The sequence below is a fragment of the Streptomyces sp. NPDC006476 genome, assembly GCF_040612015.1.
In the GTDB taxonomy this organism is placed as follows: domain Bacteria; phylum Actinomycetota; class Actinomycetes; order Streptomycetales; family Streptomycetaceae; genus Streptomyces; species Streptomyces griseorubiginosus_B.
Window position 1 is genome coordinate 24,391 of the sequence record NZ_JBEXPK010000010.1, and the last position, 14,206, is coordinate 38,596.

Sequence of the window (14,206 nt, forward strand, 5' to 3'; positions counted from 1 at the left end):
CCGTCGGAATCCGACCGGACCCGATCACCTGGGGCCCATGCCTGCTCGGGCATGGGCCCTCGGCTTTTGCCACGCCACTTCGGGGCGGTACGGTCATCGTCGTAAAGGACCATAGGGAGGCGAAGGGCGTCGATGGCCATTGCCAAGGCCGAGCGGCTGATGAACCTGGCGCTGTGCCTGCTCGGGACGCGGCGGCCGCTGAGCAAGCGTGAGCTGCGCGAGTCCATCGAGGCCTATCTGGAGGCCAATTCGGAGGACGCCTTCAGCCGCATGTTCGAGCGGGACAAGGACGACCTGCGTGAACTCGGCCTGGTCATCGAGACGGTGGAGAACCTCGACGGCGAGACCGGCTACCTCGCCCGCCGCGACAGCAACCGTCTGCCGCCCATCACGCTCGACGCCGAGGAGGCGGCCGCCCTGGGGCTTGCCGCCAAGGTGTGGCAGCAGGCCCGGCTCGCCGGCGCGGCCAGCGGTGCCCTGCAGAAGCTGCGCGCGGCGGGACTGCCCGAGGACGTCGACCCGTACGAGGCCCACGGCGCCCTGGAGCCGCGCATCCCCGTCCACGAGGCCGCCTTCGAGCCGCTGATGCTGGCCTGCCGCGACCGCCGGCCGGTCGTCTTCGACTACCGCAAGGCCAACGCCGCCCATCCCGAACCCCGGCACGTCGAGCCCTGGGCGCTGGAGTGCTGGCGCGGCCACTGGTATCTGGCCGGCTTCGACCGTGACCGGGGCGCCGAGCGGGTCTTCCGGCTGTCGCGGATCACCGGCAAGGTCCGCAGCCGCAGCGGGCGGTTCACCGCCGAGATCCCCGATGTCGTCACCGTCCGCGAGACCGTCGCGAGCTGGGCGGGGGAGACCGCCGACCGCTCCGCGCTGATCCGGCTGCGCGCGGACGCCGGGTACCCCCTTCGGGCGAAGGCCACCTCGGTGCGGGAACTCGGCGACGGGTGGGACGAGTTGGAGATTCCGTACGGGCACGGGCTGGACGCCTGGCTGGTGGAGTTCGGTCCGGACGTGGTGGTCCTCGAGCCGGCCGAGCTGCGGGCGGACGTCGTGGACCGGCTGCGGGCCGTGGCCAAGGGCTGAGGGGGAGCGGAGCAGGACAGTGGCAGGCAAACCGGTCAGGCCCGTCAACGCCATCGACCAGACCCGGCGGATGCTCTCCCTGGTGACCTACCTGAAGGAGCGCCCCGGGGCCAGGGTCGAGGACGTGGCGCGCGCCTTCGGCATCACCGAGGACGAGCTGGTCTCCGACCTCGACGTGCTGCCCATGTGCGGCACCAGCTTCCGGGGCGGCGATCTCCTCGACATCGACACCGACGGCGAGCGCATCTGGTGGCACAACCCGGCCGCCCTCGGCGAGGAGACCGCGGAGCCGCTGCGTCTCGCCGCCGACGAGGCGACCGCTTTGCTCGTGGCCGCCCGCGCGGTGTCCACGCTGCCGGGCCTGCGCGAGAGCGACCGGCAGGCGCTGCTGCGGGCCACCGCCAAGGTGGAGACCGCGGCCGGCGAGGCGGCCGGCGCCAGCGCCCGACTGTCGGTGACCTTCGAGTCCGAGGGCGGGGTCTTCGCGGACGTCGACCGGGCCATCTCCGAGCGCCGGCGGCTGTGGATCCGCTACTACTCGCCGGCCCGCGACGAGGTCACCGAGCGGGAGATCGACCCCATCCGGCTGGTCAGCGTAGGGCACACCTACGTGGAGGCCTGGTGCCGCCGCTCCGAGGCGCGCCGCACCTTCCGCCTCGACCGCGTCGCCGAGATCAAGATCCTGGACGAGCCGTCCGCGCCGCCCGAGATAGAACTCAGGGACCTGTCCGAGGGGCTGGTCCAGCCGGCCGCCGAGGACCCGGAGGTCGTCGTCGAGGTCGGCCCGGGCGGCCGCTGGGTCGCCGAGTACTACCCGCACGACAGCGCTGATGAGCTTCCGGACGGCGGGCTGCGTATTACCCTGCGCACCCCCGACCCCGCGTCGCTGCGGCGGCTGGCCCTGCGGCTGGGCCGTGACGGCCGGATCGTCTCCCCGCCCGACCTCGCCGCCAGCGCCCGCCGCGCGGCCCGTGAGGCACTGGCGGCGTACGACGGGGTCGAGGCGCAGAGCACGGATCAGGAGCACTCGGTTCACGACCGGCGGGAGTGAGCCGAAGGGGCGCCGGTGCCCGGGTGCGAGCGCCCGAAGGGCGGGGCACGGTCGCCCCTCGGCTTCGGCCGAGGCGCTCCGGACGCGAACGACCAGGGACAAGGGAGCAAGGGCTGTGAGCGAGTCGTCGGTGTCGGGTGTGCGGGGCATGTCGGTGGCGGCCGCCTTCGCCGGGATGAGAAGTGTGGCCCCGGTGGTGTTCAAGGCGGGCTGCCCGGACTGCCGGGGCAGCTTCGAGCTCACCGCCAACGCCCTCAGACTGGCCATCGGCGCCAGCAGCCGCTCCACGTTCTACTCCTTCACCTGCCCGGACTGCGGAGCCGCGGTCCGCAAGCCGGCCGGGGAGCGGATCGTGGAACTGCTCACCGGCGGCGGGGTCAGGACCCTGCGGCTGCACACGCCGTAGAAAGGTCTAGTCTCGGCGTCATGTTCTGGCCGATGTTCGCGGTAGCCATGGGTTTTCTGGGTCTTGCCGTCCTGGGGGTGTTCGCCGTCCGGGTCTTTGTGGAGGCACAGCGTCTGGGCAGGCAGGTCAGCGACTCGGCGCGGCGGATCAACCGGGCCGCCGAGGACCTGGAGCGGGCCGCGGTGAGCACCGCGCGGGCCGTGGACTCCCTGTGAGTGCCGCTGTGCGAGCCCCGTGAGTCCTGCGCCGCAGGCGGTTTGGGTCACTTCGACCTGTCACCGGAGCCACCGTGACGGGTACGCTGCTGGTCGCGGCCCGGAGAACGAGGCCCGGACCGCGGACCGGGAGTACGCACGGGGATTGCCTCACGTTTACCCCTGAGCGTTACGATCGCTGGCAACATGGTCGATCGGACAGGTGTCCGACCGGCCGGACAGCACCCCACCCCAGCCGCCTCGGTGAGAAGGTAAAGACTTATGTTCGGAAGGCTCGGCGCCCCCGAGATCATTCTCATCCTCGTCGTCATCGTCCTGCTGTTCGGCGCGAAGAAGCTTCCCGACATGGCGCGCTCGCTCGGCAAGTCCGCCCGCATCCTCAAGAGCGAGGCGAAGGCGATGAAGGAGGAGGGCAACAGCACGGCCACCCCGGCCGGCCCGCCGAACAACGGCGAGCAGCCCCCCGCTCCGCGCACCATCCAGGCCGCCCCCGGCGACGTGACCAGCTCGCGCCCGGTCACCGAGCCGACGGACTCCACCAAGGCCTGATGCAGGGCCGGACACCTCCGGCCTGCCGCACGAGATGAGGACGTGGGTTGCCCAAGTCTGCCCGCAAACAGGAGAAGGATCCCGAGGGGCGGATGCCCCTTGCGGACCACCTTCGTGAGCTCCGCAACCGGCTCGCGAAGGCGATGCTGGCGATCGTCGTGATCACGATCGTCGCCGCCTTCTTCTACAACGACATCATCAACTTCCTCACCAAGCCGGTCCTCGACTCGGTCGGGTGCGGGGAGACCTTCGAGCAGCTGGCCAAGTCCAAGTCCAGCTCTCACCCGTGCGCCCAGATCACGATCAACGGTCTGCTGGCGCCCTTCACGCTGGCCCTGCAGGTGTCCCTCATGGCCGGTGTGGTGTTCGCCTCGCCGATCTGGCTGTACCAGCTGTGGGCCTTCGTCGCGCCCGGTCTGCACAAGCACGAGAAGAAGTACGCCTACGCGTTCGTCGGCACCGGCGTCCCGCTGTTCTTCGGCGGCGCCTTCTTCGCGTACAAGGTCCTGCCGACCACGGCGAAGGTGCTCATCGACTTCACCCCGCACGGCGTGAGCAACCTGCTCCCGCTCGACGACCTGCTCCAGCTCGTCACCCGCATGGTGATCGTCTTCGGGCTCTCCTTCGAGCTCCCCCTGCTGCTGATCATGCTCAACCTCACCGGGGTGCTCAGCGGCACGCGGATGCTCGGCTGGTGGCGGGCCATGATCCTGGGCATCACGATCTTCGCGGCGGTCGCGACGCCCAGCACGGACCCGCTGTCGATGCTGGCGCTGGCCGGACCGATCTGGGTGCTGTACTTCGGCGCGGTCGTGTTCTCGATCTTCAACGACAAGCGCAAGCGCCGTCGTGAGGAGATGGGTCCCGCCGACGACGAGGCCTCCGACCTGGACCTCACCCCCGAGGACATCGGGGAGGTCGAGACCGTCTCGGCCAGCCGGGCACTGCCCGAGCAGGCCACCACGGACCGGGTCAACGGCTACGACGACGTGACCTGAGCGCCCGCTCGTCGAACATGGTCCGAGAGGTGCCCACCGTCCACCGGGACGCGGGCACCTCTCGGTGTTTGACGGCCAAGGTTCCGGATAATGATCGTCCTGTTGTCAGTGGGGCCCGGTACGCTCGAAAGCACGATGACAGAGGACCTCTCACCGGCCGAGCGGTACGCGGCTGCCCGTAGGCGCGCTGCCGAGCAGGCCACCGCGCTCGCCTCCTTCCGCGAGATGTACGACTTCGGCCTGGACCCCTTCCAGATCGAGGCCTGCCAGGCACTCGAAGCGGGCAAGGGCGTGCTGGTCGCCGCGCCCACCGGCTCCGGCAAGACGATCGTGGGCGAGTTCGCCGTCCACCTCGCCCTGCAGCAGGGCAAGAAGTGCTTCTACACGACACCCATCAAGGCACTGTCGAACCAGAAGTACGCCGACCTGTGCCGCCGCTACGGAGCGGACAAGGTCGGTCTGCTCACCGGCGACAACAGCGTCAACTCCGAGGCGCCGGTGGTCGTGATGACCACCGAGGTCCTCCGGAACATGCTGTACGCCGGCTCCCAGACCCTCCTCGGCCTCGGCTACGTGGTCATGGACGAGGTGCACTACCTCTCCGACCGCTTCCGCGGAGCCGTGTGGGAAGAGGTGATCATCCACCTCCCCGAGTCGGTGACCCTGGTCTCGCTCTCCGCGACCGTCTCCAACGCCGAGGAGTTCGGCGACTGGCTGGACACCGTCCGCGGCGACACCGAGGTGATCGTCTCCGAGCACCGGCCCGTGCCGCTGTTCCAGCACGTGCTGGCCGGACGCCGGATGTACGACCTCTTCGAGGAGGGCGAGGGCAGCAAGAAGGCCGTCAACCCCGACCTCACGCGCCTGGCCCGCATGGAGGCGAGCCGGCCGTCGTACCAGGACCGCAGGCGCGGCCGTGCCATGCGCGAGGCGGACCGGGAGCGGGAGCGCCGCCAGCGCTCGCGGGTGTGGACGCCGGGGCGTCCCGAGGTCATCGAGCGGCTCGACGCCGAGGGCCTGCTGCCCGCCATCACCTTCATCTTCAGCCGCGCGGCCTGCGAGGCGGCCGTACAGCAGTGCCTGTACGCAGGCCTCCGGCTCAACGACGAGGAGGCGCGGGAGAAGGTGCGCGCCCTGGTCGAGGAGCGCACCGCGTCCATCCCGACCGAGGATCTGCACGTCCTCGGGTACTACGAGTGGCTGGAGGGCCTGGAGCGGGGCATAGCGGCCCATCACGCGGGCATGCTGCCGACGTTCAAGGAGGTCGTCGAGGAGCTGTTCGTCCGCGGCCTGGTGAAGGCCGTGTTCGCCACGGAGACGCTCGCGCTCGGCATCAACATGCCCGCCCGCTCGGTGGTGCTGGAGAAGCTCGTCAAGTGGAACGGCGAGCAGCACGCCGACATCACACCCGGCGAGTACACCCAGTTGACGGGCCGGGCCGGCCGGCGGGGCATCGACGTCGAGGGCCACGCCGTCGTTCTGTGGCAGCGCGGGATGAGCCCCGAGCACCTGGCGGGCCTCGCGGGCACGCGCACCTATCCGCTGCGCTCCAGCTTCAAGCCGTCGTACAACATGGCGGTCAACCTGGTGGAGCAGTTCGGGCGGCACCGCTCCCGCGAACTGCTGGAGACGTCGTTCGCGCAGTTCCAGGCCGACAAGTCCGTCGTCGGGATCTCCCGGCAGGTGCAGCGCAACGAGGAGGGCCTGGAGGGCTACAAGGCCTCCATGACCTGCCACCTCGGTGACTTCGAGGAGTACGCCCGCCTGCGGCGCGAACTGAAGGACCGCGAGACCGAGTTGGCCCGGCAGGGAGCCGCGGAGCGGCGCGCCGAGGCCGCGGTGGCGCTGGAGAAGCTGAAGCCGGGAGACGTCATCCATGTGCCGACGGGCAAGTACGCCGGTCTGGCTCTGGTGCTGGACCCCGGACTGCCGGCCGGACGGTCCAACGGACACCGTGGCTTCGAGCACCACGACGGGCCGCGACCGCTGGTGCTGACCGCCGAGCGGCAGGTCAAGCGACTGGCGTCGATGGACTTCCCGGTGCCGGTCGAGGCGCTGGAACGGATGCGCATCCCCAAGTCGTTCAACCCGCGCTCGCCCCAGTCGCGCCGCGACCTCGCCTCCGCGCTGCGCACCAAGGCCGGGCACATCCCGCCGGAGCGCGCGCGGAAGAAGCGGTCGCAGGCGGCCGACGACCGGGAGATCGCGCGCCTGCGCACCGCCATCAGGGCTCACCCCTGCCACGGGTGCAGCGAGCGCGAGGACCACGCGCGGTGGGCCGAGCGGTACCACCGGCTGCTGCGGGACACCTCGCAGCTGGAGCGGCGCATCGAAGGCCGGACGAACACGATCGCCCGGACCTTCGACCGCATCGTGGCCCTGCTGACCGAGCTGGACTATCTGCGCGGTGACGAGGTCACCGAACACGGCAAGCGGCTGGCGCGGCTGTACGGCGAGTTGGACCTGCTGGCCAGTGAGTGCCTGCGGGAGGGCGTCTGGGAAGGGCTCGGTCCCGCGGAACTCGCCGCCTGTGTCTCGGCGCTGGTGTACGAGGCGCGGGTCGGGGACGACGCGATGGCGCCGAAGCTGCCGTCGGGCAAGGCCAAGGCCGCGCTCGGCGAGATGGTGCGGATCTGGGGGCGGCTGGACGCGCTCGAGGAGAACTTCCGGATCACACAGACCGAGGGCGTCGGGCAGCGGGAGCCGGATCTCGGCTTCGCCTGGGCCGCGTACATGTGGGCCTCCGGGAAGGGACTGGACGAGGTGCTGCGCGAGGCGGAGATGCCGGCGGGGGACTTCGTGCGGTGGTGCAAGCAGGTGATCGACGTGCTGGGGCAGATCTCGGCGGCGGCGCCCGTCTCCGCCGAGGGCTCGACCGTGGCCAAGACTGCGCGTAAGGCTGTTGATCTGTTGCTGCGGGGGGTTGTGGCCTACTCGTCGGTCGGGTGACGTTTCGTTGGCGGGTGCGGGTGCGGGTGCGGGTGTGGCTGGTCGCGCCCACGCGGCGGTAGCCGCACATTCAACACAGCCCCGCGCCCCTAAGGGCGTTACTGTTCCCGCCTGCTCAGATAGGACCGCCAGCTTCCGTAGGACGTGATGTTCTCGGCGCTCGCCAGTGCCCCCGGTTCGCAGAGAAAGCCGGGAACTCGGGTGCCGTCTGCCAATTCCACCTCTCCCAGCGCCATGGGCCGGGGGAGCGTCGTCAGCAGTTGGCCCAGCCCTTCTGCCGGGAGGCGCCACACCTCCGTCTCGATCTCGGCCCCGCCCTCGCCCACATGCACGAGCCCCGGCTTCGGCGGTTCCGTCGTCAGCGCGTGCAGGCGGTAGACCGGGGCCGTCGTGGTGGTGCGGTCCAAGCAGGCGCCCAGGGACAGGAGTTGGGGGTTGAGGGGCTGGCCCGTGAGGTGGGCGCCCACCACGGCCAGCCGGGCTTCCGGCTGGAGCGACGCGGCGATCTTCGTCAGGCGTTCGTCCGTGAAGGCCGGGCCGATCAGCATCACGCCGAAGGGGAGGCCGTTGACCGAGCCTGCGGGGACGGCGACCGCGGCCAGGTCGAAGAGGTTGGTCGAGTTGGTGAAGCGACCCAGGCGGGCGTTGGAGGCGAGGGGATCTGCGGCGACCTCGGCGAGGGTCGGATGGCCCGGGGTCGTGGGGAGGAGCAGGGCGTCCGCGTCGGAGAGTTCGGCGAGGGCGCGGGAGCGGAGGGCGGCCAGGCGGTCGAGGTCGGCGTAGAGCTGGTGGGCCGGGATGTCCCGGGCGCGGGTGATGATGCCGGCGACCGTGGGGTCGAGGCCCTCGACGCCGTCGGCTGACGCCTTGTCGACAAAACTCCCCACCGCCGTGTAGCGCTCGGCGACGAAGGCGCCCTCGTACAGCATCGCGGCGGCCTCGGTGAAGGGCGTCAGGTCCAGGGTGCGTACGTCGGCGCCCGCGGCGCGCAGTCGCTCCACCGCGGCCTCGTACGCCTGCGCCCAGCCCTCGTCCAGCTCGCCGAGTTGGCCGGGTGCCGGGACCGCGATGCGCCAGGGGCCCGGGGTGCGCTGGGGGAGGGCGGGGAGTTCGCGGGCGGGTGGGGAGGTCATGAAGGACAGGGCCTGTTCGGCCTCCTGGAGGGTGCGGGCGAAGACCGTCACGCAGTCGATGGAGGCGCAGGCGGGGACCACGCCCTCCGTGGGGACCAGGCCGCGGGTCGGCTTGAGGCCGACGATGCCGTTGAAGGCGGCCGGGACCCGGCCCGAGCCCGCCGTGTCGGTGCCGAGGGCCAGATCCACGATGCCGAGGGCCACCGCGACCGCCGAACCGGAGCTGGAGCCGCCGCTGATGCGGGACGGGTCGTGGGCGTTGCGTACGGCGCCGTAGGGCGAGCGGGTGCCCACCAGGCCGGTCGCGAACTGGTCCAGGTTCGTCGTCCCCAGCACGATCGCGCCGGCCGCCCGGAGCCGGGCGACGACCGGGGCGTCGGTCTCCGGGTGGTAGGCGTACGCCGGGCAGCCCGCGGTGGTGGGCAGGCCGGCCACGTCGATGTTGCCCTTGGCCGCGAACAGGCGCCCGGCGAGCGGGAGTCGGTCGCCGGAGGCGGCGCGTGCGTCGATGGCTCGCGCTTCCGCCTCGACCTCGTCCTGCGGGCGCAGATCGATCCAGATCTCGGGGCGGTCCACGGCCTCGATGCGGGCGTAGGCGGCGCGGACTCGGGAGAGAGCGGACATGGTGTGTGCCTCTTTCGGTTCGTCGGCCGGGGCGTTCAGTGCGTCGCCGGGGCCAGGACCAGCAGTGCCGTCCCCGCCTCCACCTGGTCGCCGGGCCTGGCCAGGATCTCCGCCACCACACCGGCCATCGGTGCGTGCACCCTGGACTCCATCTTCATCGCCTCCAGGGCGAGGAGCGGCTGCCCGGCCGTCACCTGGTCGCCGGGCTGCACGTTCAACTGCCAGACGGATGCGGCGAATTCGGCCTCCACGAGTCGTCCTCCGGCCGGGACCGTCACCTCGGCCGGGGAAGCCGCGGGTGCGGAGGCTGCTTCGGCGCGCGCGAACTCTCCCGCCGCCTCCCACGCGTCCCGCTCCGCTGCGAAGGCCGTCTGCTGCCGGTCCCTGAACTCGCTTATGGACTCGGCGTTGTCGGCGAGGAAGGTCTGGTACTCGGCCAGCGAGAACGTGCCCTGCTCGATGCGCGGCACGAAACGGCCGGAGGTGATGTCGGCACGCAGGTCGAGGAGTTCGTCCGCGTCCACCGGATACCACTTGATCCGGTCGAAGAAGCGCAGCAGCCAGGGCGACCCGGGTTCGAACGCGCCGCGCTGCTGCCATCCCGACCACACCTGGGTCGTACGGCCCACGAACTGGTAGCCGCCGGGGCCCTCCATGCCGTAGATGCACAAGTAGGCGCCGCCGATGCCGACCGAGTTCTCGGCGGTCCAGGTGCGGGCCGGGTTGTACTTCGTGGTCACCAGGCGGTGCCGGGGGTCCAGCGGGGTGGCCACGGGGGCGCCCAAGTAGACGTCTCCGAGGCCGAGAACGAGGTATTCGGCGGCGAAGACCGTGTCGTAGACGTCGTTCACCGACTCCAGGCCGTTGACGCGGCGGATGAACTCGATGTTCCAGGGGCACCAGGGGGCGTCGTCGCGGACGCCGGCCATGTAGCGGGCGATCGCCTCGCGGGTGGCGGGGTCGTCCCAGGAGAGGGGGAGGTGGACGGTGCGGGAGGGGACGACGAGTTCGTCGGTGGGCGGGAGGGTGTCCGTGATCTCCCGTACGGCTGCGAGGAGTTGGTGTTGGGGCAGGCGGGTCGGGTCCGTCTGGATCTGGAGGGAGCGGATGCCGGGGGTGAGGTCCGTGATGCCCTCGGGGCCGTCGGAGGCCACGGCCTCCATCAGGGCGTGCACCCGCATGCGCAGGGCCAGGTCCAACTGCATGGGGCCGAACTCGACCAGCAGGTTGTCGTCGCCGCTGCGGCGGTACGTCACGTCTGCGTCGCGGGCGAGGATGCCGCCGTCCACAATCTCCGGGCGGGCCGAGCCGTCCACGTTCACCGGTATGAAGCGCACCGTGTCGCCCGGCCGCAGTTGGCCGAGCTTCCAGCGCTCGCCGCTCAGCACGGTCGCCGGGCACACGAACCCGCCCAGGGACGGGCCGTCCGGGCCCAGCAGCACCGGCATGTCGCCGGTGTAGTCGACGGCGCCGACCGAGTACGGGGTGTCGTGGATGTTGGACGGGTGCAGGCCCGCCTCGCCGCCGTCGGTGCGGGCCCAGCGGGGCTTGGGGCCGACCAGACGGACGCCGGTGCGGGCCGAGTTGAAGTGGACCTTCCAGTCGGCGGCGTAGAAGTCGCGGATGTCGTCCTCGGTGAAGAACTCCGGTGCCGCGTGCGGGCCTTCGACGGCGCCGATGTGCCAGAGAGCCGTGAAGTCCGGGCGTTCGGTGACCGGGGCTCCCTCCGTGACCGTCCCTCCGTGCAGGACGTCGCCCGTCCTGAGCGCCCTGCCGCCGTGTCCGCCGAAGCGGCCCAGGGTGAAGGTGCTCGCGCTGCCCAGGAAGGCCGGGACGTCGAGGCCGCCGGCGAACAGGACGTAGGTCCGCAGGCCGTGTTGTTCGGGTGCGCCGACCTCCAGTACGGCGCCGGCGGGCACCGTCACCGGCTCCCACTGCGCGACCGGGGTGCCGTCGACCGTGACGGGGGCCGGGGCGCCGGTCACGCAGATGGTCGTCGGGTGCGTGAACCGCAACGACGGTCCCTGCAAGGTGCATTCGAGGCCGGGCGCGCCCTCCTCGTTGCCCAGCGCGCGGTTGCCGAGTCGGAAGGAACGGTCGTCCATGGGGCCGCTCGGCGGCACGCCGACCCGCCAGTAGCCGGTGCGGCCCGGCCAGTCCTGCACGGTGGTGAGGGTGCCGGCGGAGACCACCTCGATGCGCGGGGTCGGGTCGCTCACCGAGGCGAGCGTGGCAGTGGAGTGCCTGGCCGCCTTGAAGTCCTCGTCCTCCAGGGCCGCGCGGACCAGTCCCAGGTTGGTCTCGATGCCGTCGACGCGGGTGCGGGTCAGTGCCTCGTCCAGGCGGCGCAGGGCGTGGGCGCGATCGGGGCCGTACGCGATCACCTTGGCGAGCATCGGATCGTACGACGTCGTCACCTCGGTACCGGTCTCCACCCAGCCGTCGACGCGTACCCCCGAAGGGAACTCGACCCTGGTCAATAGGCCCGCGCTGGGCCGGTGTTCGCGCGAGGGGTCCTCGGCGTAGAGGCGGGCCTCGACGGCGTGGCCGCGGGGCGGGTCGGGTTCGCGCACGACGTCGCGTTCGCCGCGGGCCAGGCGCAGCATCCAGGCGACCAGGTCGACGCCGTAGATCTCCTCGGTGACCGGATGTTCCACCTGGAGGCGGGTGTTGACCTCGAGGAAGTAGGCCTCCTCACGGGCGGCGTCGTACACGAACTCGACGGTTCCGGCGGAGCGGTAGCCGACGGAGGCGCACAGATCCCGGGCGGAGGACGTGAGTTGCGCGCGGACGTGCGGGGGCAGGCCGGGGGCCGGTGCCTCCTCCAGGACCTTCTGGTTGCGGCGCTGGAGTGAGCAGTCGCGGTCGCCGAAGGTGACCACTCTGCCGTCGCCGTCGCCGAAGACCTGCACCTCGACATGGCGGGCGTGCTCCACCAGGCGCTCCAGGAAGACGCCGGCCGAGGAGAAGGAGGCGGCGGCCACGCGCTGCACCCGGTCCCAGGCGTCGGTCAGTTCGTCCGCTGACCGACATGCCGACATACCGATTCCGCCACCGCCGCCGGTCGCCTTGAGCATGACCGGATAGCCGATTGCGGCCGCCTCGCTCCGCGCCTCCTCCAGCGATCCCAGCAGCCCTGTTCCCGGTGCCAGCGGCACTCCCGCCGCTTCGGCGGCCGCCCGGGCGGTGTGCTTGGCGCCGAACAGCTCCAGCTGCTCCGGCGTCGGGCCGACGAAGACGATCCCGGCCTCCTCGCACCGCCGCGCGAACAGGGCGTCCTCGGAGAGGAAGCCGTAGCCGGGGTGGATCGCGCCCGCGCCGCTGTCCTTGGCCGCCTTCAGCACCAGGTCGGCGTCGAGGTAGGACTCCTTCGCGGGCGCCGGGCCGAGCCGCACCGCCTGGTCGGCGAGACGGACGTGGGGTGCCGAGCGGTCTGGGTCGGAGTACACGGCGACGGTGCGCAGACCGAGTTCGCGGGCGGTGCGGATGATCCGGACCGCGATCTCGCCGCGGTTGGCGACCAGCAGCGTGTCGAAGGTCATCGGACGGCTCCGGCGATCGTCATCTCCACCGCGGTCGGCTCGAAGCCGTTGCAGGGGTTGTTGATCTGGGGGCAGTTGGAGACGAGGACCAGGACGTCGCGTTCGGCGCGCAGGGTCAGCTTCAGGCCCGGTGCCGAGATGCCGTCGACGATGCCGAGGGTGCCGTCCTTCTCGACCGGCACGTTCATGTACCAGTTGATGTTGGAGACCAGGTCCCGCTTGCCGAGCCCGTGCTTGGATCCCTCGGCGAGGAAGTTGTCCACGCACGCGTGCTGCGACCAGGTGTGGTGGCCGTAGCGGAGGGTGTTGGACTCCTTGGAGCAGGCGCCGCCGACCGTGTCGTGCCGGCCCACCTCGTCCTCGACCACCGTCATCAGCGGGGAGTACTCGTTGCTCATGAGCACGCTGCCGGTGGTCAGGAAGATGCCGCCCTGGGCCTGAACGGTGTCGGGGGCGCTGTAGCGGACCGAGGTGTCGTGGGCGTCGTACGCCAGGAAGTCGACGGCCTGGTTGCCGTGCAGATCGGTGATGGTCAGCGTCTGGCCGGCGCGGATCACGGACGACCAGGCCGCCCGGGCCGGAACGACGGTCGTGTGTACGGGTGTCGGCGTGCCGGTGCCGGTGCCGGTGCCGGTGGTCGTGTTCGCGCTCATGCGAGCCCCCTCGCGGCGAGGAATTCGGCGGTGTTCAGGAAGGCGCGGCGGCCCTCGGGAGTGGCCTCCCACAGGGGGTCGCCCGGCGCGGTCGGTGCCGCGCGCCAGGCCAGGACCTCCAGGGGGGTGCTGACGTACTCCTCCCGGGGGTCGGCGGGGTGCGGCGCGTTGGCGATCAGCACGGTGAGGTCCTGCTCGGCGCGCAGGGTGACGCTGCCTCCGGGGCCGGTCGAGCCGGTGAAGTCGAGGGTGCCGTCGTCGCGGATCTCCACGCCCTGGAAGAAGGAGAGGGACGGGGGGAGATCGCGGGGTTCGAGGCCGTTCTTCGCGGCCGCCAGTTTGAACAGCTCGCGGCCGGCGGGGGAATCGGACTGCGGGGTCCCGTCGCCGTAGCGGTCGGTGTTGCGGGCGAGGGTGGAGGTTCCGCACAGGGCGTCGTGGCGGTGGGAGGTGTCGGCGATCACCGACGCGAGCACCCGGCCCTGGTCGGACAGGAGCAGCCGGCCCTCGCCGAGGTAGGCGTTCCACTGCACCTTCACCGTGTCGGCCACGTTCAGCCGCTCCCAGGGGCGGTCCGCGACGTACAGCAGCAGATGCGCGCAGGCGTCGCCGCGCAGGTCGGTCAGGCGCAGCTCGGTGCCCCGGGCCAGCACCCGGTGCGTGTAGTTGCCGCCCGCCACCGTCTCGGCCCACACCAGATGGCCGGCCTCGCAGGGCGGGTTCGGCCAGTCGGCGGCCGGGACGACGGGCATGGTCTCGGCACGGGTGCCCTCCTGGGCGCGCGCGTGGTCGCGGGCTCCGTATGTGGTCGCTGTCGCCATCGCGGGACCTCCGGCTCCGGGATCGTCTCTTCCGGGTAGTGCTGCTCAGGTCATTTCTGTCGCTCGACAGAAATTAGGTGGCGGTCGGGTCGCCGGGATTGCCCGCGCGTTGCCGGTCGGTTACCGAGCCCTCACCAAGATCGCCCCACGGGCCGTCGTACCAGGTGGTGTGCGAGGAT

11 protein-coding genes are annotated in these 14,206 nt (G+C 71.3%); 7 read left to right on the top strand and 4 right to left on the bottom strand.

The features are described from left to right. The first annotated feature begins 132 nt into the window (after nt 1–132). The 7 genes from ABZZ74_RS13260 to ABZZ74_RS13290 all read left to right on the top strand — a co-directional run bounded on the left by ABZZ74_RS13260 (nt 133) and on the right by ABZZ74_RS13290 (nt 7,254). A complete protein-coding gene (locus ABZZ74_RS13260; protein WP_208781305.1) occupies nt 133–1,086 on the top strand; it encodes a WYL domain-containing protein in 954 nt (317 codons plus the stop codon). A 19-nt stretch (nt 1,087–1,105) separates the two neighbouring features. Continuing rightward, nucleotides 1,106–2,137 (top strand): WYL domain-containing protein, encoded by a 1,032-nt coding sequence (locus ABZZ74_RS13265; protein WP_356764210.1) that lies wholly within the window; start codon nt 1,106–1,108, stop codon nt 2,135–2,137. Nucleotides 2,138–2,252: 115 nt separating this feature from the next. Next, entirely contained in the window at nt 2,253–2,543 is a 291-nt protein-coding gene (locus ABZZ74_RS13270) for a hypothetical protein (RefSeq protein ID WP_356764212.1), read from the top strand. 20 nt (nt 2,544–2,563) lie between these two features. After that, complete coding sequence (locus ABZZ74_RS13275; protein WP_208781302.1) at nt 2,564–2,758, top strand: hypothetical protein; 195 nt, start codon at nt 2,564–2,566, stop codon at nt 2,756–2,758. Nucleotides 2,759–3,019: 261 nt separating this feature from the next. After that, complete coding sequence (tatA, locus tag ABZZ74_RS13280) at nt 3,020–3,307, top strand: Sec-independent protein translocase subunit TatA (RefSeq protein ID WP_356764214.1); 288 nt, start codon at nt 3,020–3,022, stop codon at nt 3,305–3,307. A gap of 47 nt (nt 3,308–3,354) precedes the next feature. Continuing rightward, the gene (gene tatC / locus ABZZ74_RS13285; protein ID WP_356764216.1) at nt 3,355–4,305 is read left to right on the top strand and encodes a twin-arginine translocase subunit TatC; all 951 of its coding nucleotides are present in this window, start codon (nt 3,355–3,357) and stop codon (nt 4,303–4,305) included. 90 nt (nt 4,306–4,395) lie between these two features. Then, the gene (locus tag ABZZ74_RS13290) at nt 4,396–7,254 is read left to right on the top strand and encodes a DEAD/DEAH box helicase (RefSeq protein ID WP_356764218.1); all 2,859 of its coding nucleotides are present in this window, start codon (nt 4,396–4,398) and stop codon (nt 7,252–7,254) included. A 98-nt stretch (nt 7,255–7,352) separates the two neighbouring features. Here ABZZ74_RS13290 and atzF read toward each other — a convergent pair whose 3' ends face one another. From atzF to ABZZ74_RS13310, 4 genes are read right to left on the bottom strand one after another with little or no spacing between them, the layout of a single operon-like run. After that, nucleotides 7,353–9,011, bottom strand: coding sequence for an allophanate hydrolase (gene atzF / locus ABZZ74_RS13295; protein ID WP_356764220.1), 1,659 nt, complete (start codon nt 9,009–9,011; stop codon nt 7,353–7,355). Between the two features lie 35 nt (nt 9,012–9,046). Continuing rightward, on the bottom strand, nt 9,047–12,553 hold the full coding sequence (locus tag ABZZ74_RS13300; RefSeq protein ID WP_356764222.1) for a 5-oxoprolinase/urea amidolyase family protein: 3,507 nt from the start codon (nt 12,551–12,553) through the stop codon (nt 9,047–9,049). Then, nucleotides 12,550–13,206, bottom strand: coding sequence for an urea amidolyase associated protein UAAP2 (locus ABZZ74_RS13305; RefSeq protein WP_356764224.1), 657 nt, complete (start codon nt 13,204–13,206; stop codon nt 12,550–12,552). The genes ABZZ74_RS13300 and ABZZ74_RS13305 overlap by 4 nt, the downstream gene beginning before the upstream one ends. Beyond that, nucleotides 13,203–14,027: an urea amidolyase associated protein UAAP1 gene (locus ABZZ74_RS13310; RefSeq protein ID WP_133045009.1), complete on the bottom strand. Its 825-nt coding sequence runs from the start codon at nt 14,025–14,027 to the stop codon at nt 13,203–13,205. The genes ABZZ74_RS13305 and ABZZ74_RS13310 overlap by 4 nt, the downstream gene beginning before the upstream one ends. Nucleotides 14,028–14,206: the final 179 nt, after the last annotated feature.

Bases quoted from the DNA above. Each gene is read 5' to 3' on its own strand.
- ABZZ74_RS13260 (WP_208781305.1), top strand. From the start codon at position 133: ATGGCCATTGCCAAGGCCGAGCGGCTGATGAACCTGGCGCTGTGCCTG.
- ABZZ74_RS13275 (WP_208781302.1), top strand. From the start codon at position 2,564: ATGTTCTGGCCGATGTTCGCGGTAGCCATGGGTTTTCTGGGTCTTGCC.
- tatA (WP_356764214.1), top strand. From the start codon at position 3,020: ATGTTCGGAAGGCTCGGCGCCCCCGAGATCATTCTCATCCTCGTCGTC.
- ABZZ74_RS13290 (WP_356764218.1), top strand. From the start codon at position 4,396: ATGATCGTCCTGTTGTCAGTGGGGCCCGGTACGCTCGAAAGCACGATG.
- atzF (WP_356764220.1), bottom strand. From the start codon at position 9,011: ATGTCCGCTCTCTCCCGAGTCCGCGCCGCCTACGCCCGCATCGAGGCC.
- ABZZ74_RS13300 (WP_356764222.1), bottom strand. From the start codon at position 12,553: ATGACCTTCGACACGCTGCTGGTCGCCAACCGCGGCGAGATCGCGGTC.
- ABZZ74_RS13305 (WP_356764224.1), bottom strand. From the start codon at position 13,206: ATGAGCGCGAACACGACCACCGGCACCGGCACCGGCACCGGCACGCCG.
- ABZZ74_RS13310 (WP_133045009.1), bottom strand. From the start codon at position 14,027: ATGGCGACAGCGACCACATACGGAGCCCGCGACCACGCGCGCGCCCAG.